General features: G+C 72.4%; 18 protein-coding genes. 13 read left to right on the top strand and 5 right to left on the bottom strand.

All coding sequences use genetic code 11. The annotated features are described in order from the left end of the window. Positions 1 to 322: 322 nt before the first annotated feature. On the top strand, positions 323 to 1,951 hold the full coding sequence (locus tag FFT21_RS21760; RefSeq protein ID WP_137815780.1) for a GMC family oxidoreductase: 1,629 nt from the start codon (positions 323 to 325) through the stop codon (positions 1,949 to 1,951). A gap of 186 nt (positions 1,952 to 2,137) precedes the next feature. Then, a complete protein-coding gene (locus tag FFT21_RS21755; protein WP_137815773.1) occupies positions 2,138 to 4,018 on the top strand; it encodes a transglycosylase domain-containing protein in 1,881 nt (626 codons plus the stop codon). Here the strand turns inward: FFT21_RS21755 and FFT21_RS21750 are convergent. Continuing rightward, the gene (locus FFT21_RS21750; RefSeq protein WP_137815772.1) at positions 3,963 to 5,084 is read right to left on the bottom strand and encodes an RsbRD N-terminal domain-containing protein; all 1,122 of its coding nucleotides are present in this window, start codon (positions 5,082 to 5,084) and stop codon (positions 3,963 to 3,965) included. The two genes, FFT21_RS21755 and FFT21_RS21750, sit on opposite strands and share 56 nt — an antisense overlap. Positions 5,085 to 5,535: 451 nt before the next feature. On the opposite strand from FFT21_RS21750, the gene FFT21_RS21745 reads away from it, so the two are divergent. From FFT21_RS21745 to FFT21_RS21705, 10 genes are all read left to right on the top strand, one after another. Continuing rightward, positions 5,536 to 7,116 (top strand): AMP-binding protein, encoded by a 1,581-nt coding sequence (locus FFT21_RS21745; protein ID WP_192909682.1) that lies wholly within the window; start codon positions 5,536 to 5,538, stop codon positions 7,114 to 7,116. After that, complete coding sequence (locus FFT21_RS21740) at positions 7,113 to 8,147, top strand: 3-oxoacyl-[acyl-carrier-protein] synthase III C-terminal domain-containing protein (RefSeq protein ID WP_137815770.1); 1,035 nt, start codon at positions 7,113 to 7,115, stop codon at positions 8,145 to 8,147. Before FFT21_RS21745 ends, FFT21_RS21740 begins: the two co-directional genes overlap by 4 nt. Further along, positions 8,144 to 9,031 (top strand): diiron oxygenase, encoded by an 888-nt coding sequence (locus tag FFT21_RS21735; RefSeq protein ID WP_137815769.1) that lies wholly within the window; start codon positions 8,144 to 8,146, stop codon positions 9,029 to 9,031. The genes FFT21_RS21740 and FFT21_RS21735 overlap by 4 nt, the downstream gene beginning before the upstream one ends. Further along, positions 9,021 to 9,275, top strand: a complete 255-nt coding sequence (locus FFT21_RS21730) for a hypothetical protein (RefSeq protein WP_137815768.1) — start codon at positions 9,021 to 9,023, stop codon at positions 9,273 to 9,275. The genes FFT21_RS21735 and FFT21_RS21730 overlap by 11 nt, the downstream gene beginning before the upstream one ends. A gap of 61 nt (positions 9,276 to 9,336) precedes the next feature. Continuing rightward, on the top strand, positions 9,337 to 10,260 hold the full coding sequence (locus tag FFT21_RS29260; RefSeq protein WP_192909681.1) for a class-II aminoacyl-tRNA synthetase family protein: 924 nt from the start codon (positions 9,337 to 9,339) through the stop codon (positions 10,258 to 10,260). Then, a complete protein-coding gene (locus tag FFT21_RS21725) occupies positions 10,260 to 11,339 on the top strand; it encodes an SDR family oxidoreductase (protein WP_192909680.1) in 1,080 nt (359 codons plus the stop codon). Before FFT21_RS29260 ends, FFT21_RS21725 begins: the two co-directional genes overlap by 1 nt. Before the next feature lie 67 nt (positions 11,340 to 11,406). Continuing rightward, on the top strand, positions 11,407 to 11,976 hold the full coding sequence (locus FFT21_RS21720; protein ID WP_137815766.1) for a ferritin-like domain-containing protein: 570 nt from the start codon (positions 11,407 to 11,409) through the stop codon (positions 11,974 to 11,976). Then, positions 11,973 to 12,830 (top strand): 4'-phosphopantetheinyl transferase superfamily protein, encoded by an 858-nt coding sequence (locus FFT21_RS21715; RefSeq protein ID WP_137815765.1) that lies wholly within the window; start codon positions 11,973 to 11,975, stop codon positions 12,828 to 12,830. The genes FFT21_RS21720 and FFT21_RS21715 overlap by 4 nt, the downstream gene beginning before the upstream one ends. Positions 12,831 to 12,850: 20 nt before the next feature. Then, positions 12,851 to 15,154: an MMPL family transporter gene (locus FFT21_RS21710; protein WP_137815764.1), complete on the top strand. Its 2,304-nt coding sequence runs from the start codon at positions 12,851 to 12,853 to the stop codon at positions 15,152 to 15,154. Further along, complete coding sequence (locus tag FFT21_RS21705; RefSeq protein WP_137815763.1) at positions 15,151 to 15,723, top strand: methyltransferase family protein; 573 nt, start codon at positions 15,151 to 15,153, stop codon at positions 15,721 to 15,723. Before FFT21_RS21710 ends, FFT21_RS21705 begins: the two co-directional genes overlap by 4 nt. Before the next feature lie 17 nt (positions 15,724 to 15,740). Here FFT21_RS21705 and FFT21_RS21700 read toward each other — a convergent pair whose 3' ends face one another. Further along, entirely contained in the window at positions 15,741 to 16,559 is an 819-nt protein-coding gene (locus tag FFT21_RS21700; protein WP_225978627.1) for a methyltransferase domain-containing protein, read from the bottom strand. Between the two features lie 451 nt (positions 16,560 to 17,010). Between FFT21_RS21700 and FFT21_RS21695 the strand changes: the two genes are divergently transcribed. Beyond that, positions 17,011 to 18,435 (top strand): helix-turn-helix transcriptional regulator, encoded by a 1,425-nt coding sequence (locus FFT21_RS21695; RefSeq protein ID WP_225978626.1) that lies wholly within the window; start codon positions 17,011 to 17,013, stop codon positions 18,433 to 18,435. Between the two features lie 32 nt (positions 18,436 to 18,467). Here FFT21_RS21695 and FFT21_RS21690 read toward each other — a convergent pair whose 3' ends face one another. The 3 genes from FFT21_RS21690 to FFT21_RS21680 form a co-directional block, all read right to left on the bottom strand. Continuing rightward, entirely contained in the window at positions 18,468 to 19,136 is a 669-nt protein-coding gene (locus FFT21_RS21690) for an isochorismatase family protein (protein WP_137815761.1), read from the bottom strand. A gap of 83 nt (positions 19,137 to 19,219) precedes the next feature. Then, the gene (locus FFT21_RS21685; protein WP_137815760.1) at positions 19,220 to 20,002 is read right to left on the bottom strand and encodes a 2,3-dihydro-2,3-dihydroxybenzoate dehydrogenase; all 783 of its coding nucleotides are present in this window, start codon (positions 20,000 to 20,002) and stop codon (positions 19,220 to 19,222) included. 30 nt (positions 20,003 to 20,032) lie between these two features. Continuing rightward, positions 20,033 to 21,214: an FAD-dependent monooxygenase gene (locus FFT21_RS21680; RefSeq protein WP_137815759.1), complete on the bottom strand. Its 1,182-nt coding sequence runs from the start codon at positions 21,212 to 21,214 to the stop codon at positions 20,033 to 20,035. Between the last annotated feature and the right edge of the window lie 7 nt (positions 21,215 to 21,221).

Below are 21,221 nucleotides of genomic sequence, written 5' to 3'. Positions count from 1 at the left end.
CTCACCGTGCGTGACGCCGCGCAGATCCTCTACCTGGAGGAGGGCCGGGCGGTGGAGCGCGGCACGCACGAGGAGCTGATGGCCCGCGACGGCCGCTACGCCCAGATGTACCGGGTGCACCAGGGACGGGCGGTGGCGACCAGCGCGAACTCGATGGAGACCCGGTAGCCGACCGCCGCCACGCCCACCACGATCTGCCGCCCCGGCGGTCGCCGCCGGAACACGATCTACACCGGTCAGCTCCGCATTCTGCCGGTAAGCCCGCGCAAGGGTTGCGTCCTGTGTAGAACGTGTTCCAATATTGGCCGACGTACCGGTGACCATGGAGGTCGACGTGGCCGACGAGGCGGACTACATCGTGGTGGGCGCCGGCAGTGCCGGGTGCATCGTGGCCAGGCGGCTGGCCGAGTCCGGGGCGCGGGTGGTCCTCCTGGAAGCCGGGCCGAAGGACCGGTCGTGGTTCGTCCGCGTGCCGGGCATGATCTCCATCGTCCACTCCGTGCCCCAGATCAAGAAGCGGTTCGACTGGGGCTATTACTCCGTGCCGCAGCAGCACGCCATGGGCCGGCGGATTCCGATGACCCGGGGCAAGGTGCTCGGCGGTTCCAGCTCGGTCAACGGGATGGTGTTCGTCCGCGGCCACCGCGGCAACTACGACGACTGGGCCGACGCGGGCTGCAAGGGGTGGAGCTACGACGAGGTGCTGCCCAGCTTCAAGCGGCTGGAGGACTGGGAGGACGGCGAGAACGACTTGCGCGGCGCGGGTGGGCCGATCGCGGTGCGCCGGCAAAAGCATCTGACCGAACCGGCGCACGCGCTGTTCGAGGCGATGGCCGAGACCCTGGGCGTGCCCAGGAACGACGACTACAACGGGGCCGCCCAGGAGGGCGTGTCCACCGTGCAGATGAGCGCGCACGGCGGCCGCCGGTTCAGCACCTCGCACGGATACCTCTCCGACCGGCAGACGCCGAACCTGCGCGTCGTGGTGGGCGCGACGGTGACCCGGGTCGTCTTCGACGGCGCCCGCGCGGTGGGCGTGGAGATCGTCGAGCGGTCCGGACCGAGGGTGCTCCGAGCGGCCCGGGAGGTCGTGCTGTCCGCGGGCGTGTTCGGCTCGCCGCAGATCCTGATGCTCTCCGGCATCGGCCCCGCCGACCACCTGCGGGACAACGGCATCGACGTGCGCGCCGACCTACCGGTCGGCGACAACCTGCACGACCACCTGTTCGTGCCGATGACGTTCCTCGCGCCGGGCGCGGTGCACCGGGGCACCGCGGCGCACATGCTTGGCGGCATTCTCGCGGAGGCGGTGCGCGGCGACACCTGGTTCGGCAGCACCGTCTTCGACACCATGACCTTCTTCCGCACCGACCGTGCCAACGGCCGGCCGGACCTGCAGATCCTCACGCTTCCCTGGTCCTACCCGTCGCCGAACCAGGACGCCCCGGTGCGGCACACCGTCGACACCCGGCCCGCGGTGACCGTGATGACGACGCTGATCTACCCGAAGAGCCGAGGCACTGTGCGGCTGGCCTCCGCCGACCCGACCGCCGCCCCACTGATCGACCCCGCCTACCTGGCCGACCCGGACGACGCCCGCTTCCTGATCGACGGCATGAAGGTGGTCCGTGAGGTGATGGCGAGCCGCCGGCTGGCCGGGGTGGTCACCGGCGAGTTGCACCCTGGGCCGGCGTGCCCGGACGACGACGCGCTGGCCCGGGAACTGCCCAACCGCATCCACTCCGTCTACCACCCGGTCGGCACCTGCCGGATGGGCGTGGACGAGCGGGCCGTGGTGGACCCGGAACTGCGGGTGCGCGGCGTCGAGGGGCTGCGGGTGGCCGACGCGTCGATCATGCCGTCGATCACCGGCGGGAACACCAACGCGCCGGCCATGATGATCGGGGAGCACTGCGCGCAGCTTATGCGGCGCGGGGCGCAGGATACCTGATCCCGCGTCATCCCCTGGTCGGATTTTCCTCGCCATCTCCAAGCCGATGAGGCGCCACCGGCATTCCCGGTAGCGTCGGTATTCGACGGCCCTATTCGGCGCGCCATTCGACTCCGGGTCGGCGGCGCCGGGCATCCGGTCGTTCGGCTGTTCAGCTTTCCTGCGCACCGGGGGTGGCGAAGAACCATGAAGGCCGATTCGTCTCCTCGACATGCCCTGAGGGGCAAACCACGCCGGCGCCGCCTGGTCGACTACCCGAGGCGGGGTCGCACCGGGGTCCGGCGCTGGATCCCGTCCTGGAAGCTGTTATGCGGAGTCACGGGGCTGGCGCTGCTCGGGTTCGCCGGCGCGGTCGCCGCCGGGTTGGCGCTGGTCAGCATCCCGCAGCCGAACGACTTCGCCACCCGGCAGGAGACCAGCTTCCGGTACGCCGACGGCAGCACGCAGATCGCCCACGTCGGGGTGAACCGCGACTCGGTGCCCATCGAGGCGATCCCGCTGGTGGTGCAGCACAGCGTGCTGGCCGCCGAGGACCGCGGGTTCTACACGGAGTCCGGTGTCTCGCCGACCGGAATCCTGCGCGCGGTGAAGGACAACCTGACCGCGGGCGGCGGAAATCCGCAGGGCGGATCGACCATCACCCAGCAGTACGTCAAGAACTACTACCTGACCCAGCAGCAGACCATCGGCCGCAAGATCCGCGAGGCGCTCATCGCCGTCAAGACGGACCAGACCGAATCCAAGGACACCATCCTGCAGAACTACCTCAACACCATCTACTTCGGCCGGAACAGCTACGGCATCGAGACCGCGTCCCGGGCGTACTTCGGGGTCCCCGTCGCCGCGCTGGCGGACGACCCGGCGAAGGCCGCCTACCTGGCCGCGCTCATCCAGTCCCCGTACTACTTCTCCACCGCCGACGCCGACCCGGAGGCGGCGCAGCGGCTGGTGCAGCGGTGGAACTACGTGCTCGACGGCATGGTGCAGCAGCACTGGCTGGCCGCGGCGGACCGCGCCCGGCTCACCTTCCCACGGCCCGTCCCGTACCGGTCCAACGACCTGGCCGGCCCGAACGGCTACGCGGTGAACGCGGCCATGCGCGACCTCGACCGGCTGCACGAGCAGAACCCGGACGTGCCGGACTCCACCGCGGTGTCCCGCGGCGGCTACACCGTCGTCACCACATTCCGGCCCGAGTACATGCGGGCCGCGGAGCAGGCGGTGGCGCGGAGCATGGCCACGCTCGACCCGGCGGGCAACCCGGGCGACCGCGACGTCCACGTGGGGCTCGCCGCGGTCGACTCGGCGACCGGCGCGGTGCTCGGCTTCTACGGCGGTCCGGATTTCGTGACGCAGCCCTTCAACGACGCCATGCAGGCCGCGGGGCCGCTCGGCGCGCGGGTCGGCGGGCCGCTGCTGCGCGCCGCGATCGGCGCCGCGAAGGCCGCCGCCGTCCGCGACGACACCCGCACCACGCTGACCGCCGTGCTCGCCGAGCACGGGCTGCGCACCATCGGCTCGTCCGGCGAGCCGATCAGCGGCGAGACCGTGGCGGCCACCCCGACCGCGGCGGCCGCGCTGTTCGCCGGTGCCCTGTTCAGCGGCTCGTACTCCTACCACCGGCCGTACACGGTCGCCGCGGTGCTGCAGGACGGCCAGGTGCTCTGGCAGGCCGACGAGTCCGCGGTGCGGGCCTCGGCCGGCGCGGTCCGGGGGCCCGCCGGCCCGACGCTTGCCGGGATGGACGGCGCCGAGCAGTGGGCGTGGACACTGACCGGCCGGGGGCGCGTCGCGGTGGCGGCGAACATGTACGCCACGGTCCCCGGTGGCCAGCGCAACCGCAGGCTCGACGGGGTGACCGCGGCGATCGCCACCACGGGCACCGCGGACGTTCCGGTGCCCGGGCCGAACGCGCAGGAGCGGATCGAGCGGATCGCGCGGGACTTCCTGGTCGGCCTCGCCGGCACGCCGGCCGCCGACCCGCGCGCCTCGGGTGAGCGGCTCCCGGCGGTCACGCCTTCGGCGACGGCACCCGAGCCACGTACAGCGACTGGGCCAGGCCGGTGACCGTGCGCGGGTCCAGCGTGGTCAGCCGCTGCCACTGGTCGAGCCGGTAGCTGAGGGTGTTGGGGTGCACCAGCAGCGCGCGGGCCGCGGAGGTCACCGAGAACCGCGCGTCGGCGAAGGCCACCACCGCGTCCAGCAGGTGCGGCCGGGACCGGGCGACCTCCCGGGTGGTTTCCATCAGCGGGTCGATCGCCTCCCGGTGCGCCCGGGCCAGGCACAGGTACCAGGAGTCGGCGAAATCCATCCGGCCGCCGCGGTCGGGCAGGGCCGCGTAGGCGAGCTTGGCGTCCACGATGCTGCGCTGCGCACCGGGCAGGCCACGGCGGGCGGCGCCGATACCCCACCGCTCACCCGGCACCGGACGGCCCAGCACCTTCGCCACGTCCTCGCCCTGCACCAGCCGGGTCTCGGGGTAGTCCGCCGGAACCGGGTTGTGGTTGCCGGGGCACGCGCCGCGGCCGTGCACGGCGACGAACATGCCCTCCGGGTCCAGATCCAGGCCGGCGACCAGCGAGCGCACCGTGTCGCCGTCCGCCGGACCGGTTTCCAGCAGCGTGACCAGTTGGCGGTGCGCCCGCTCCCGCGCGCTGTGCGTCTCGAACGCCTGCACCTGGAAGCCCCGGTTGATCGCGGAGATCACCGCGTCCAGCCACTGCAGGCTGTAGACGAACATGGTGGCCATCGGCGCGGGATCGACGCCGGACCGGTTGAGCACCTCCTCGATGACCCGCTGCCACAGCTCACGATGGCCGAGCAGGTGACCGTGCGCGACGGCGGACGCGGTCAGGCCGTGTCGGGCGTGCCGCGCGCCGAATCCCTCACACCGGGTGATCTCCTCGCCCGCCGGCTGCCGGCGCTCCCGGATACCGCCCAGGAACGCGCGGACGATCCAGCGGACGTACTCGCGGGCCTCCTCGGGCGGCAGTGGTGAGTCCTCGCCGCCGATGATCGCCTGCCGGTGCCGCGCCAGTAGTTCGTCGGCCAACCGATCGCTGTCCGCGAGCAACCCGTCCAGGACCTCCTGAACCGCTGCCCAGCCCGCATCGGCCGCCGGTCCCCGCGTCATGGTCCTCCTCTTCGCTGATCCCACGATCTCCTCGGCGATTCCACGAAACACGGCCCCCCGAATTCGGGGTCTGGTCAATGGACCGAACCGGGTTCCTGCCCAATGATGGACCGCAGGGAGTTGGGAATGCCGGCGCCATGTGGCGCGCGCGGCAACGTGGGGTTCGCCCACGGTTGGCCACGCCTGGGACGCGCCGGATTCCCCCGTTCACGATGCCGTGATCGTACCGGGCCGCCGAGCCCGCGACCCCCGCGCCACCCAGCGGGGTGCCTGTGATCCAACGGTGGGAGAAATTTTGAGAGTATCGGATGTGAACGCGGTGTGCGGTTCGCCAACTTCGGCGGAAACCCTGCGTTCGGCCGAAAGGAGGAGCGCGTCTGCGCGAGAGGGGTTACCACATTCCCCGGGTCCCATTCGCTCGTTCACCCGACCGACTCAGTTCTACCGTCGTTTGTTACATGTCGATGACCCCGGCGCGTCGTTTCGGATCGCGCTCAGCGGCCGGTCGGCCGGTTCCCACGATGCGACCACGCTCACTTACCGGGAACTGACCGCGGCCGCCGCCGGGGTCGCCGCGGACCTCGCCGCACTGGGCGTCGCCCCGGGCGACCGGGTGGCCCTCGTCGCGCCGTACGGGCCGCACTGGGTCGCCACCTTCCTCGGCGTGCTGTCCGCCGGCGCGGTGGCGGTGCCGCTGGACCCGAACCTGGCCGCGCCGGACCTGGCGCACCGGTTGCAGGAACTCCGCGCCGTGGTGGTGCTGTTCGGCGCCGGCACCGGGGACCGGGTTAACGAGGCCGCGCTGGTCGCTGGGGCCACCGCGCGCCCCGTCGGTACCGCCGCCGCGGAACCGCCCGCCGAACCGCTGGCGGTGCCGCGCCGCCCGGAGCATCCCGCGGTGGTCGTCTACACCTCCGGCTCCACCGGCACGGCCAAACCGGTCACGATGTCCTGGGCCAACCTGGTCTACCAGGTCGAGGCCGTGACGCAGCGGGTGGTGGCCCCGGACGCCGTGCTGGTTTCCGTGCTCCCCGCGCACCACAGCTTCGAACTCGTGATCGGCTGCCTCTGCCCGCTGTACGTGGGCGCCCGCATCCACTACCCCGGCTCGATGCTGCCGGCGGACATCGTCGCGGCGATCGCCGAGCAGCGGGCCACCGGGCTGGTTGTGGTGCCGCTGCTGCTGGCCGCGCTGCGCCGGCGGATCGAGGCGGACCTGGCCGCCGCCACCCGGGCCAGCCGGGCCTGGGTGGCCGCGGTGGGGCGGCTGCCGATGCCGCTGCGCCGGCTCGGCCTGCCGTCGCTGCACGCCCGCTTCGGCGGCCGGCTGCGGCACTTCTTCGTCGGCGGCGCCCCGCTCGACCCGGACCTGGCCCGCTACTTCGAGCGGCTCGGCTTCCAGGTGTGCCAGGGCTACGGGATGACCGAGGCGTCGCCGGTGATCGCGGTCAACTCGTTGCGCGACAACCGGACCGGCTCGGTGGGGCGGCCGCTGCCCGGCACCGAGGTGCGCACGGTGCACGGCGAGATCCTGGTCCGCGGCCCGGGCGTGACCCCCGGCTACTGGGGGCGGCCGGACCTCACCGCGCGGGCGGTGGACGGTGACGGCTGGCTTTCCACCGGCGACCGGGGCCACCTCGACGAGGACGGCTACCTGTTCGTCACCGGCCGGGTGAAGAACCTGGTCGTGCTGCCCAGCGGGGAGAAGGTGCAGCCGGAGGACGTCGAGCGGGTGCTGGACCGCTCGCCGATGGTTGGCGCCTGCTGCGTGGTCGGCCTGCCGGCGCCGCACGGCGAGGAACTCGTCGCGGTCGTCGCGCCCAGCGACACCACCCGCGCCGACCTGCCGGACCCGGTCGAGCGGGATGCCGCGCTCACCCGCGAGGTGCGGCGGCTCACCGCCGAACTGGCTCCGCACCAGCGGCCCGGCCGGATCGTCGTCCGGTCGCACGACCTGCCCCGTACCGCGTCGGCCAAGGTGTCCCGGCCGCGCGTGCGGGAACTGCTCGAGTCCGGGGGAGGGACCGCATGACCGACGTCTACGTCGACAACTTCGTCTACGCGCTGGGCGAGCGGAAACTGCACGTCACCGAGTCCGAGGCGCAGGGACTGCTGCTGTCCTCCGCGGCAGACCTGATGGCCGCCGGTTTCGAGTGGCACCACCGCTGCGAACCGGACACCACCGCGTACGACCTCGCGGTCACCACCGCCAACCAGTTGGTGCGCGGACCGCTGGACGGCGTCGACGCCATCGTCTACGCCACCTGCCTGCCGCACAACGCCAACGTGGGCAGCGCCGAGGAGTGGCGGCGCACCCGGGATGTCAAGCACCTGATGGACTTCCCGGCCAGCCGGCTGCAGGCCGACCTCGGCCTGGACGGCTCCGTGGTGATCGGCCTGAACCAGCAGGCGTGCACCGCGATGCTCGGCTCGGTGCGTGTGGCCGGGGCGCTGCTCGGCGCGGAACCGGACTGGCAGCGGGTGCTCTGCCTGACCGCCGACCGGTTCCCCGACGGCGCGCGCTACGAGCAGAGCTACAACCTCATCTCCGACGGGGCCGCGGCCTGCGTGGTGAGCAGGCAACCGGCCGCGTTCCGGGTGCTGACCGCGCACCAGATCACCAACGGCGGGCTGTCCGACGCCAGCGACGACGAAACCGTCGGCAGCTACTTCTCCTACGTCGCCCGGCTGGTGCGGGAGACGCTGGACCGCGCGCACCTGGCGCCCGGCGACGTCGACTGGGTGGTTCCGCAGAACACCCACCGGAAGACGTGGGACATCCTGTCCCGCATCGTCGGCATCGGCGCCGAGCGGGTGTGGATGCCGTCCCTGCCGGACGCCGGCCACGTCATCTCCGCGGACAACGTGGTCAACCTCGCGTCACTGGTCGAATCCGGACGGCTGCGCCGCGGCCAGCGGGTGCTGCTGCTGATGGCCGGCTTCGGCCTCAACTGGCAGAGCCTGATCCTCGAGGCGACGGGAGATGCCGCCATGCCTGCGTCAGGCCGCGGCAGCCAACCCGACCACGGCGCGCGCGAACTCGCGGAAAGGAGCGTCACATGACCGCGCTGCGCGAGGCGATCGCGGCGATGTCCGGCACCGTGGACCGACTCAACGAGCTGTCCCGGGAGAAGTACACCAACCCTTACGAGGCGCTGGCCACCTGGCCGGACAGCCTGGACGCCACGGCCGACTGGTTCACCAGCCCGGAACTGTCCACCCTGTACGGAACGCCGTACTGGCCGGAGGACGAGGCGCGGCAGCGGGAGCTGTGCTTCCACGAGTCGGCCAACTTCTTCAGTCTCAACATCCACGGTGAGAAGGCCCTCATGCAGGGCCTGGCCACCCGGCTGTACCGGCCCGACCTCGCCGACATCGCCGACTACCTGCACCACTTCCTGGACGAGGAGAACAAGCACAGCGTCTACTTCGGCACCTACTGCCGGCGCTACGCGCGGGTGTACCGCAGCCGGCACGTGCCGTTCCCGGGTGGCACCGACCGCGCCGTGGAGGACCTGCTGTTCTTCGCCAAGGTGCTGATCTTCGAGGAGATCGCCGACCGGCACAACGTGCTGCAGGCCAGGGACGACCGGCTGCATCCGCTGGCCCGGTTCATCAACGAGGCGCACCACGCCGACGAGTCCCGGCACCTGGTGTTCAACCGGGCCATCGTGCGCGCCTTCTGGGACACCTACGTTCCCGAGTGGACGGGCGAGCGGCTGACCGAGATCCGGAAGTACCTCAACCAGTTCTTCACCACCACCTGGCGCGAGTACTACAACCCCGACGTGTACGCCGACTGCGGTTACGACGACCCGTGGGACGTGGCCGAGGCGGCCTGGCAGGCCCCGGCCCAGCGGGAGCACCGCCGCCAGGTGTCCGCGAAGTGCCTGCGCTTCTTCACATCCACCGGTCTGCTGCTGGAGGAACCCGCCGATGTCCGCTGAACTGACCGCCGAGCTGGCCAGCCTGCGCGAATGGGTCGCCGACCGGGCGAAGGACCTCCCGCCGCAGGGGCTCACCGACGACCTGCCGCTGCTGGAGGGCCGGCACCTCACCTCGCTGCACATTCCCGAGCTGATCCAGTTCCTGGAACGGATCAGCCGCCGGCCGATCGACGTGGAGAACCTCCGCCCCGGCGACTTCCGGGACATCCGCACCATCGCCGAACGCTTTCTGGAGGCTTCCTGATGCCTGTGCCAAGCCCTGGCGACACGATCCCGCGCGAGCTGGCGGAACCGAGGGCACCTCGATGACCGCGGCGGATCCGACCCTGCTCGCCGAACTCGGCCCGGTGGGGTTGAGCTGGTGGCCGGGCGGCCACGTCGCGCTGTCCGGGCCGCTGTACCAGCTCGCCGAAGACTGCGACCGCGCGTTCACCGCGCTCGCCTCGGCGTGGCGGGCGACGCCCGAACGGCACCCGGCGATGATCGACGCGGCGACCCTTCAGGAGATCGACTACCTGCACGCGTTCCCGCACATGGCCACCTTCCCGGTCGGCATGGCCACGGACGAGGCCAACCTGGCCGCCTTCGCCGACCGCGACCCGCTGGACGCCACCGGCGCGGTGCGGCTCACCCGGACCGCTCCGGTGCGCGAGGTGCTCACCCCGGCCGCCTGCTACCACGTCTACCCGCAGCACCGCGGCGAGCAACTGGCCGCTCCCCGCTACGTCACCACGGTCAACACCTGCTTCCGCCGGGAGACCCACTACCGGCCGCTGCGGCGGCAGTGGAGCTTCCGCATGCGCGAGATCGTCTGCCTGGGCAGCCGCGCGGAGGTGACCGGCTTCCTTGACGCGGCCCGCGCCGCGGTCGACGCGCTGTGCCGGGAACTGGACCTCGACGTCGCCTGGCGGACCGCCACCGACCCGTTCTTCCGGCCGGCCAGCAACCCGCACTACCTGGCCCAGCGGCTGCACCCCAGCAAGCACGAGGCCGCCTTCGGTGACCTGGCCGTCGCCTCGCTGAACATGCACGAGGACCACTTCGGCGCCGCCTTCGGCATCAGCCGCGACGGCCGGCCCAGCTCCACCGGATGCCTCGCGTTCGGCGTGGAGCGCTGGCTGTACGCGGTGACCCGGCGGCACGGCGCCGACCCGGCGAACTGGCCGGACCTCCCGGCCGCCGGCCACCGGGCCGCGTCCGCGATCGCGATCGCGGTGGGAGTCTTCTGATGGGCCACATCCTGATCACGGGCGCGGACGGCTACCTCGGCCGGCAGGTGGCCGCCCGGCTACTCCGGGACACCGACGACCGGCTCACCCTGACCGTGCGCACCGCCGATCCGGGCAGGCGGGCCGCGCTGGCGGACCTGCTGGACGACCGGCGGGTCGACGTGGTGCCGGCCGACGTCCGCGACGCCGACCCGTTCGCCGCGGTCGACGCGGCGGGCGTCACCACCATCGTGCACGCCGCCGCGGTCACCGCGTTCAACGTGGACGCGCCCACCGCGCTCGCGGTCAACGTCGAGGGCACCGCGAAGGTGGCCGCGTTCGCCCGCCGCTGCCCCCGGCTCACTCGGCTGCTGGCGCTGTCCACGCTGTTCGCCGCCGGCCGGCGCACCGGGACGGTGACCGAGACCCGGCACGATGACACGGCCGGGTTCGTCAACCACTACGAGTGGTCCAAGTGGGCCGCCGAGCGCCGGCTGCTCACCGAGGCCGACGCCGCCGGGCTACCGCTCACCGTCGCCCGGCTGGCCACCATCGTCGCCGAGGACGGCACCGGCACCGTCGGCCAGTACAACGCGTTCCACAACACGCTCAAGCTGTTCTGCTACGGCCTGCTGTCGCTGATGCCCGGCGACCCGAAGACCCCGCTGTACCTGGCCACCGCGGAGTTCACCGCGCGAGGTCTCGCCCACCTGGCCCGGCCGGACGTGCCCAGCGGCATCTACCACCTGGCGCCCGCGCCGGAGGAGGCGGCGCCGCTGGGTGAGCTGGTCGACCTCGCCTTCGACGTGTTCGAGCGGGACCCCGGGTTCCGGCGGCGCCGGCTGCTGCGGCCGGCGTTCTGCGACATCGACGGGTTCCGCGACCTGGTCGAGGGGACGCGCGGGTTCGGCGCCAGCCCGATGCGGCAGGCGCTCGACTCGGTCTCGCCGTTCGCCGAGCAGATGTTCCTGGCCAAGGACTTCGACAGCACGCGGCTGCGCACCGCGTGGCCGGCCGCGCCCGCCACCGACACCCGGCGACTCGTCGAGGCCACCTGCACGCACCTGGTGACCACCCGCTTCGGAAGGAGGGCTCCGTAATGGCTGTGCCAAGCCGCGATGCCCGAGGCGACCACCGTGCGCGAGAACTCGCGGAAAGGAGGGCATCGTGAGCCTGAGCGAGAACGACCTGTGGCTGCTGAGCTACTACCGCAGCTCGGAGATCAACGGGGCGCTGTTCTTCGGCCGGGTGGCCCGCACCCTGCGCGGCGGCCAGCTCCAGGCCGAGGTCACCCACCACTTCGCCGACGAGGCACAGCACGCCCGCTACTGGACCGACTGCATCAGCGACCTCGGCTATGACGCGGAGAAGCTGCGCGGCGCCTACCAGGACCAGTACCTGGAGGCCGCCGGCGTGCCGGCCAACCTGATGGAGGTCATGGCGATCACCCAGGTGTTCGAGAAGCGGGTGATCGGGCAGTACCGGCAGCACCTGCGGGTGCCGAACCTGCACCCGCGCATCCGGCAGACCATCGAGCAGATCATGGTGGACGAGCGCTGGCACGTGCAGTACGTGCGGGAGGCGCTCGCCGAGATGGAGGGCCGCTACGGCGCCGAGCACGTGGCCGAGACCCTCGACCGGTTCACCCGGGCCGACCAGGAGGTCTACGCGAAGACGCTGGCCGAGTACGGCGAGCGGGTGGATTTCCTGCGCCGCGCCGACCCGGAACTCCCGTGACCCGCGGCGTGCTGCTGGCCGTCTCGGACACCCCGCTCGCCGTCCGGGACCTCACCGCGGGCGAGGCGGCCCGGCTGGCCGAGCGGCGCAGCCCGCGCGGCCGGCGGCTGTGGCTGACCGCGCGGCACGCGCTGCGCCGGGCGCTGCTGGCCACCGGGCGGCCGGCGGACACCGCGGCGTACCGGTTCCCGAACCGGATCGCCTCGCTGTCCTACGCCGGGGACCTGGCGGTCGCCGCGGTGCTCACCGGTGACGTCGGCGCCGTGGCCGGCGTCGGCGTGGACGTCGAGGTGGGCCGGTACCCGGAGCCACGCACCGCGCCACTGTTCCTCACCGGGCCCGAACTGTCCTGGTGGGACGGTGCGCCCGCGGCGCGGCGCGGCGCCGAACTGCTGCGGCTGTGGACGGTCAAGGAGGCGCTGTTCAAGGCGGACCCGGGCAACGCCGGCCGCACGCTGCGCCACTACGCCACCGACCGACCCGCCGCCCGCCGCGGCCGGGCCACCCGGCCGGGCGCCGAGTTCCGCTACGCCAGCCTCGCGCTGCCGCGCGGCGCGCTCACCGTCGCATTAGGACTGTCACCGTCACACGAAGGGAATGCCATGCGCGAGATCGACTTCGACTCCGTCGCCAAGCACGTCAGCTCGCTGATCTCGGTGCCGGTGGAACGGCTCGGCCCGGACGTGACCATCGCCGAGGTGGTGCCGGACAGCTTCACCCTGGTCGAGGTCTCCGTGGACCTGCAGGAGGAGTTCGACGTGGTGCTGCGGCAGCAGGACCTCAGGGAGATGCACACCCTCGGCGACCTGGTCTCGCTGCTGCGCACCCGGCAGGCCGAGCAGGTCGCGAGCTGAGTGCCCGGGGGAGGGTGTCGATGTCGCAGCGCCTCGCCGAGGCCATCCGCCGGTTCCGCTGGCCGCTGCTCGGCCTGTGGCTGGCCGCCCTGGCCGTCGCCGGCGTGGCCGCGCTGAACCTGCCCGACCGGCTCAGCGGCGGCGGCTGGTACGTGCCCGGCTCGGAGTCGAAGGCGGCCGCCGAGTCCCTGAAGTCCGGGTTCGCCAGCCGTGGCGCCAGCAACGTCACCGTCGTCGTCCGCGACGACCGGCACACCAGCGGCGACGCGGACTTCGACACGCGGGTGCGCGGCGTGGTCGGCGAGGTCACCGGCGACCCGCGGCTGGCGGTGTCCGGCAGCTACGGCTGGCTGGACGCCACCGGTCCGGCCAGGGACCGGTTCCTCGGCGCCGACCACCGGACCGTGCTCACCTCGGTCGGGCTGCGCCTGGACGACGGCACCGCCCGCCGCGTGCTGCCGTCCGTGCAGCGCGACCTGGCCGGCCGGCATGCCGCGGACGGGCTGCGGGTGTCCCTGGTCAGCGCCGGATCGTTGTGGGGCGAGGTGAACAAGCTCAGCGAGGACGGCCTGCGCGACGCCGAGATGCTCACCCTGCCGCTGATCCTGCTGGTGCTGCTGTGGCTGTACCGGGGCGTGGTCGCGGCGGTGGTGTCGTTCGTGGTCGGAGTGACCGCCACGGTCTGCACGTTCGGTGTGCTGTCGGTGCTCGCCAAGAACCACGAACTGTCCATCTTCGTGGAGAACGCGGCCACCATGATCGGGCTGGGCGTCAGCGTCGACTACTCGCTGTTCGTCATCTCCCGGTACGCCGACGAACTCGCCCGCGGCCGGGACCGGCGCGCCGCGCTGGCCACCACGCTGCGCACCAGCGGCGAGACCGTGCTGTTCTCCGGGATCATCGTCATCCTGGCGATGTCCAGCCTGTTCCTCATCGACCTCAACGTCATCCACTCCATCGCCCTGGGCGTCATCGTCGTGGTGGGCTTCGCCGTGCTGGCCAGCACCCTGGTGCTGCCCGCGGTGCTGTACCTGCTCGGGGACCGGGTGACGGCCGGCCGGCTGCCCGGCCGGGGCAGGGACCGGACCAGCGCGGAACGGCGCTGGCGGCGGCTGGCCCTGCGGATCATGCGCCGCCCGGTCGCCTTCCTCGCGGCGGCGGCGATCGCGCTGGTCGCGCTCGCCGTGCCGGCGCTGCACCTGCGCACCTTCACCCCGGACGCGCGGATCGTGCCCGCCTCGTCCCCGGTGCGCTGGGGCTACGACACGGTGCGCGAGCAGTTCGGCCAGGGTACCGCCTCGCCGATGCAGGTGGTGGTGCACTCCGACACCCCGCTGCCGGACACGTCCGCCGCGGACCGGGTGCTCGCCCTGCACGACCGGATCGCCCGGCTGCCCGGGGTCACCCGCGTCGACTCGGCGCTCGACGCGCTGCGCGCGGCCAGCCCTGACCGCCCGTTCGCCGCGCTGTCCCCAGCGACCTACGGCCTGCTGCCCCCGGACGTGCGCAAGGGCGTGGACCACTTCGTCTCCGCCGACCGGCGCACCGCCGTGTTCGAGGTCGTCCCGGACGACTACGCGGCCAGCGAGCACACCCGCGCGCTGCTGGACGCGGTGCGCGCCGAGGCGGGCCGGGCCGCCGGCGGGGGAGTGACCGCCGTGGTCGGCGGGGAGACCGCCGAGGGGGTGGACGCCAACGCGGTCATCCAGGACCACCTGCCGGACGTCGTGGCGATCATGCTCGCGGTGGTCTACCTGCTGCTGCTCGTCACGTTCCGGTCGGTGCTCCTGCCGGTCAAGGCGATCGTGCTGAACCTGCTGTCCATCGGCGCCACCTACGGCGTGCTGGTGCTGGTGTTCCAGTACGGCGTGCTGGCACGCCTGCTGGGCGCCGAGCAGGTGGGCTACCTGCAGAACTTCGTGCCGGTGCTGCTGATCGCGACGCTGTTCAGCCTCAGCACCGACTACGAGGTCTTCCTGCTCAACCGGGTCCGCGAGGAGTACCGCGCGGGCGCCGACAACACGACCAGCGTGGCCACCGGCCTGGCCCGCACCGCGCCGCTGATCTCCGGGGCGGCGCTGCTGATGATCGCCGTGTTCGCCGCGTTCGCGTTCACCGGCATCCTGCCGATCCAGCAACTCGGCTTCGGGCTGGCCCTCGCGATCGCGTTGGACGCGACGATCATCCGGCTGGTCGCGGTGCCGGCGGCGATGCGGCTGATGGGCCGCTGGAACTGGTGGCTGCCCGGACGGTCGGTCCGCGCGCCCGCCGCCGCGCCGGAACCCCGCCGGGTCCCCGTCTCGCAAAGGACATCCGAACAGTGAGTGAACCCGCGCTGCTGCTGTCGCTCGCCACCTTCGCCCTGATCGGCCTGCTGCCCCGGATCTTCTTCCGGGACGGCCGGCTGGTGCCGATGTGGTGGGCGACCGCCTTCCCGTTCTTCGTCTGCCCGGTCGTGCTGCTGCTCGGCTACGCCGGGGTGCTCGCACCGCTCGCCCCGTCCGCGTGGCACCGCTGGCTGGATCCGGCCTCCGCGCTGCTCAGCGCGGCGTCGATCGGCTTGATCTGCATGACGATCGGCACCCACCGCGTCCCGCTGGCGCTGTGGCACCAGGACGACGACGCCCCGCAGCACCTGGTCACCTACGGCGCCTACGCGCGCATCCGGCACCCGTTCTACGCGGCGTTCCTGCTCGCCTTCCTCGGTGCCTTCGCGGCCTTTCCACATTGGACGACGCTGTGCGCGGCGGCCTACGGCGCGGTGGTGCTCAACGCCACCGCGGCCCGGGAGGAGCGCCGGCTCGCCGCGTCCGCGTTCGGCGAGGAGTACCGGCGATACCTCTCCCGGACCGGCCGGTTCCTGCCCCGGCTGCGGGTGCCCGCGCCGCGGTAGCCGCCGCCCACCCGCGGCTAGCGGGTCCCGCCGACGACGAAACCGGTCAGCGACGAGAAGAACCGGCCGCGCGCCTCGGCGTCGGCGAGTTCCCGCCACCAGGCGTCCAGTTCGGCCGCGGTCATGCGCAGGCTGCCGTCCGCGCAGGCCGCGGCGAGCCGGCCGCCGACGGATCGCCGGAAGAACGAGTACGGCATGATCACCGTGTGCGGTGTGACGCTGATGTCCCGCAGCCCGAGATCGAGGAACCGGCGGGCCAGTTGCCGGCCGCTCCAGCTGTTCGGGTGGCCGTCGGCGCAGCAGCGCACCACCTCACGGGTGGCCGCCATGTCCGGATGGTCGATCGCCGAGAGGTCGAAGTCGTAGTCGAACACGGCAAGCCGGCCGCCCGGCCGGAGCACCCGGACCAGCTCGGCCGCGGCCGCCTCGATGTCGGCGCAGTGCATGAGCACCAGCTTCGCCCGCACGCCGTCGAAGCTGCCGTCGGCGAACCCGAGGCGGCGCACGTCGCCCACCCGGAACTCGGCGGGAAGGGCGGCACCGCCGGCGCGCCGCCGGGCCTCGGCGATCATCGCGTCGCTGAGGTCGACGCCCAGCACCGCGCCGGCCGGCCCGACCCGCTCGGCCAGTTCCCGCGCGTCGTCGCCGGTGCCGCAGCCCACGTCGAGCAGCCTGGCGCCGTCGAGCGGCCCGAGGTTGTCGGCGAGCGACTGCCGGATGCTCGCGTACTCCGGCACCGCATTCGCCATGTCCATGAACTCGATGAACCATGACGAATCCGGAGCACGGTCCACGGTGGTGAACTCGGTGACGTTTCCGGCCGCCGATGTTGTCACGATCCTCGCCTCCTCGCCCTGGGCTTTCCCTGGCACCGAAGACTTCCGCGCGCGGGCGCCGGACCGCATCCCTCGTTCACGCCATGTTGGATGTTCCTCCGTGCGCGTCGTTGGCGAACGGCCCAGCGACCACGGGCCGCCAGGCCCGTGGTCGCGGCCGGTGGCCCGGATTCCACCGGAAACCCGGCGATCTTCCGTGTGAACGTTCCACATCCGACCGGGTCAATCGGCGGCCGGCGCGGAGCCGGATGAAGCGACGTGAGAAGGAACGGTAGCTACGCCATTCGGATTAACGTGCTCACGTCATGCTCCGAAACGGCACAGGTGTTGAGATCATCGTATCCACGTTGTGTCGCGCGCCTCCGCCAGGGCGTGCGACGCTGGGACGAGAAAGGAAATTCGTGCCGGCACCACCGCGCGTTCACGGCCTGGTCAGCAGAGCGTGGACCGCGTGGCTACGATCCGCGGCGGGTGGGCGGGCACGTTCGTTCTTGGGGGCCAGATCATGGATTCGGACTCGATCAGACACGACAATCTGGACGACCCTGATAGATCGGACGAGACATGCGGCTGTGCCGCGTCTCCTCGACTGATCGGGCGAGACGCGGAACGGCGCGACATCGTCACCTCGCTCGAGCACGCGCTGGCCGGTCGGCGGACATTGCTTCAGTTCACCGGCCCGCCCGGAACGGGAAAGACCCGGCTGCTCGAGGAAACCGTCCGCATCGCACACCATTTTGGTTTCGACGAGCCCATCTTCCTCGACGGTCGGCGACTTCCTCCGACGGACTGCTGCCCGCCGACCGCCCACCCGGCACCCCCGGCCGAAGCCGGGTCCGGGCAGCGTGCCCGCTCGACGGCGGAGCCACCGCCACTGCTGCTGGTCATCGACAACATCGACCCGGCGGCCCTGCGCCGGCTGGAAACCGTCGCCGGTTCGCTGCGCTACCACACCGACCGCCGCTTCGTGCTGGCCATCGCCACCTGCGCCGCGTGGTCCGGCGCCAGGGTGTTCGACCAGGTGAGCACCATCCGGCTCGGTGCGCTCACCGACGCGGCGGCGCGCGCGCTGGTCGCCGAACTCATCGGCGCGCCACCGAGCGACGACCTCGCCGAGTTCGTCACCGACACCGGCGGGAACCCGGCGCGCATCACCGAACTCGTGCTGGGCCTGCGCACCGAGCGGCGCCTGCACCTGGTGAGCTGCGCGGCCAGCGTGCGCGGCGACCGGCTGCCCGCCCGCGCGATCTCGCTGCTCCGGCAACAGTTCGGGCGGCTCTCCCCGGCGTGCCGGCTCGTGGTCCAGGCGGCCGCAGTGCTCGGCGAGACCGCGTATCTCGAGTGCGTGGGCCACGTGGTGGGCCGACCGGTGAGCGCGCTGGTTCCCGCGGTCGAGGAGGCCACCGCCGCGGGCATTCTGACCCGCTGGGAGGAAACCGTGGCCTGCCGGGGCCGGCGCGCCCGGCAGGTCCTGCTGTGCACCATCCCGGACGCCACCCGCCACGTCCTGGAACGGAAGGCCGCGGCGGTCCGGGTGCCCTCACCCGGTACCGCGATGCACTGCCCCGACACCACCCGCCCGCTGCCGCCCACCGGTCCGGCCGGCGCGGGTCCGCGCGCCTCCCGGCACCCCGCACCGGCCTGGCAGGTGCTCAGCGACACGGAGCAGCGGATCGCGCACCTGGTCAGCGAGGGGCTGACCAACCGGCAGATCGCGAACCGGGTGCTGCTCTCCCCGCACACGGTGAACTACCACCTGCGCCGGATCTTCCGGAAGCTCGGGGTCGGCTCCCGGGTCGCGCTGGCGACCATCGCCAGCAATCATCGCGCCCCGGCAGACCAGCCGGCCGAGGCCACCGACTCGGCTCTGGCCTAACCGACCGGCCGGACGAGACCCGCGCCCGCCGGTCACCCCGCCGGAGACGTGGAGAGAGCGCCGTGGACCGCGAGGTCGGTGACCACCGACCTCGTGCACAACGTCACCGCACACCGCGCGGCGGCGTAGTCCACGGCCATCCGGTGGTCGGCCTCGGTGAAGTCGGCCACCGCGTCGGCCACCAGAAACGTCTCGATGTCCCGGGTGAACGCGTCGCACGCGCTCATCAGGCAGCCGACGTGCGCGTAGATGCCGCACACGACGAGCTGGTCGCGCCCGCGCTGCCGGATCACCTCGGCCAGGTTGGTCCTGGCGAACGCGCTGTACCGCCACTTGGTCAGCACGATGTCGTCCGGGCCCGGCTCCAGCGGCGGCACGATCCGGCGCAGTTCCGGCCGCGCGGCCATGCCGCTGCCCCAGAAGTCGCGGAGCAGGCCGCGCTGCTCCCTGGTCATGCCCCCCGGCTGGGCGGTGTAGACCACCGGGACGCCGTGCGCGACCGCGGTGGTGCGGATGGCGTGGATGTTGCGGACCAGGTCCACCACGGGGGACCGGCCGGCGGGGAAGAAGTCCACGAAGTACTGCTGCATGTCGTGGATCAGCAGAACCGCCCGCGCGGGGTCGATCCGCCAGCCGGCCACGTTGCGCGGCAGGTCGGCCTCGGTCGGCATGGCATACGGTTCGATGGGCGGAATGGCCACGGTCGGTTCCTCCAGGATGTGCCGGCGGGAAAGGTTGGGTGGCGCGCTCGGTGCCCGAGCGCGCCACCGTCGAGGTCGTGGGGTCAGGCGCCGAGCGCGGCGCCGCCGTCCACGCACAGGTCGTGCATGGTGACGTGGCCGGCCCGGTCCGAGGCCAGGAACGCCACCGCGTTGGCCACGTCGGTGGGCGTGGCGAGCTTGCGCAGCGGGATGCCGATCCGGTGCGCGGCCAGCGAACCTTCCAGGGTGGCCCGCGCGCTCTCGTCGTCGGTCCACATGCCGCGCAGCATGGGTGTCTCGGTGGAGCCGGGAGACACCACGTTGCAGCGGACGCCACGGGCGGCCAGTTCCAGCCCGAGGGACTTGGTGAACGACACCGACGCCGCCTTGGACGCACCGTAGGCCGCCATCCCCATGCGGGGCACCGAACCGGCGTTCGAGGCGACCGTGACGATGGTGCCCCGGCCCCGGTCGGCCATCCGCCGCGCCACCGCCCGGGAGACGTGGAACACGCCGGTGGTGTTCACGTCGAACACGGTCGCCCAGTCCTCATCGGACAGTTCGATCACCGAACCGAGCCGGAGCACGCCGGCCACGTTCGCCAGGATGTCCACCGGCCCCAGCGTGCGCTCCACGTCGGTCACGGTCCGCTCGACCGCCGCGCTGTCCCGCACGTCCAGTTCGTATCCGGTGACGTCCAGGCCGGCGTTGGTCATCGCGGCCACCGTCTTGACCAGCAGGTCGCCGTTGGCGTCCGCGGCCGCGACCCGCACGCCGTGCTCGGCGAGCGTCCAGGCGACCGCCTCACCGATGCCCTGCGCGGCACCGGTGACGATGCCGACCTTGCCGGATAATTCCAGGTCCATTCGGATCCCCCAATCCCCGTGGCCGGCCCGTCAGGCCGCCACGCTCCCTGCGTCGTAACCGAACAGCCACGCCCGCGCGCGCAGTCCGAAGTCGCCGCGCAGCTCCTCGTCCCGCCTGCGCTGCTCGTCCTCGCCGCTGACGTGGTGGCTCTTCTCGTTGGCGCGAATGAACTGGTGCACCCGCTCCACCCGGGGCCGGCGCAGCTCCTCGTACCGGACCAGCGCGTCCGGCACGCCGCCGGGCGTGGCGCCGGCCAGGCAGCCGGCCAGCACCACCGCGTCCTCCATACCCATGGCGGCGCCCTGCGCGCCGAACGGGAGCATTGGATGCGCGGCGTCACCGACCAGCGCGACCCGGTCGGTGCTCCACTGCTTGACCGGTTCCCGGTCGTACAGCGCCCACCGGCTCGGTGAGTCCGGTGTGGACAGCAGCGCGAGCAGGTCCCGGCTCCACCCGGCGTAGGCGGCGAGCACGTCCTCCCGCCTGCCCCGCTGGGACCACGACTCCTCGCGCCACTCCCCGGCGGGTGCGCTGGCCGCGAAGCTGACCGCGGTGCCGCCGCGGATCGGGTAGGCCACGCAGTGCTGCTCCGGGCCCATCCAGATGACCACGCGGTGCTCGTCGAACAGCCCGGCAACCCGTTCCACCGGCACGAGTCCCCGGTAGACGCAGTGCCCGGAGAACCGCGGCGCGTCGTCCACCATGGACCGCCGGATGGTGGAGCGGATCCCGTCCGCGCCGATCAGCACGTCCACCGCGGTCCGGCTGCCGTCGGCGAACTCCAGCTCCACCCGGTCGTCGTACTCGGTGACGGCGACGCACCGGCGGCCGAGGTGGACCATGCCGAGCGGCAACGACTCCAGCAGGCTGTGGTGCAGGTCCGCGCGGTGCACGCAATAGTAGGGCGCGTCGTACAGCTCGACGCAGGCGTCGCCGAGGATGGTGCGGGCGACCACCGTGTCGTCGCACCAGCGGCGCACCTCGATGGCGCTGGGCCGCACCGCCACCCGGTCCAGCAGGTGGCCGAGGCCGAGCCGGTGCAGCAGCCGGGAGCCGTTCGGCGAGACCTGGATACCGGCACCGATCTCCCGCAGGTGCGCGGTCTGCTCGTACACCTCGCAGGTCACGTCCGCGCGGGACAGCGCGGCGGCCACGGTCAGCCCGGCGATCCCGGCCCCAACGACCGCAACCCTCAGCTCGTCGGCGTTCACGGCGACT

Origin of the sequence: Gandjariella thermophila, assembly GCF_005405885.1 — a bacterium.
In the GTDB taxonomy this organism is placed as follows: Bacteria; Actinomycetota; Actinomycetes; order Mycobacteriales; family Pseudonocardiaceae; genus Gandjariella; species Gandjariella thermophila.
The sequence above is the reverse complement of the archived record's forward strand: the minus strand, read 5'-3'. Positions and strand labels throughout refer to the sequence as shown.

Bases quoted from the DNA above. Each gene is read 5' to 3' on its own strand.
- FFT21_RS21725 (WP_192909680.1), top strand. From the start codon at position 10,260: ATGGGCCACATCCTGATCACGGGCGCGGACGGCTACCTCGGCCGGCAG.
- FFT21_RS21755 (WP_137815773.1), top strand. From the start codon at position 2,138: ATGAAGGCCGATTCGTCTCCTCGACATGCCCTGAGGGGCAAACCACGC.
- FFT21_RS21685 (WP_137815760.1), bottom strand. From the start codon at position 20,002: ATGGACCTGGAATTATCCGGCAAGGTCGGCATCGTCACCGGTGCCGCG.
- FFT21_RS21740 (WP_137815770.1), top strand. From the start codon at position 7,113: ATGACCGACGTCTACGTCGACAACTTCGTCTACGCGCTGGGCGAGCGG.
- FFT21_RS29260 (WP_192909681.1), top strand. From the start codon at position 9,337: ATGACCGCGGCGGATCCGACCCTGCTCGCCGAACTCGGCCCGGTGGGG.
- FFT21_RS21730 (WP_137815768.1), top strand. From the start codon at position 9,021: ATGTCCGCTGAACTGACCGCCGAGCTGGCCAGCCTGCGCGAATGGGTC.
- FFT21_RS21760 (WP_137815780.1), top strand. From the start codon at position 323: ATGGAGGTCGACGTGGCCGACGAGGCGGACTACATCGTGGTGGGCGCC.
- FFT21_RS21750 (WP_137815772.1), bottom strand. From the start codon at position 5,084: ATGACGCGGGGACCGGCGGCCGATGCGGGCTGGGCAGCGGTTCAGGAG.
- FFT21_RS21735 (WP_137815769.1), top strand. From the start codon at position 8,144: ATGACCGCGCTGCGCGAGGCGATCGCGGCGATGTCCGGCACCGTGGAC.
- FFT21_RS21710 (WP_137815764.1), top strand. From the start codon at position 12,851: ATGTCGCAGCGCCTCGCCGAGGCCATCCGCCGGTTCCGCTGGCCGCTG.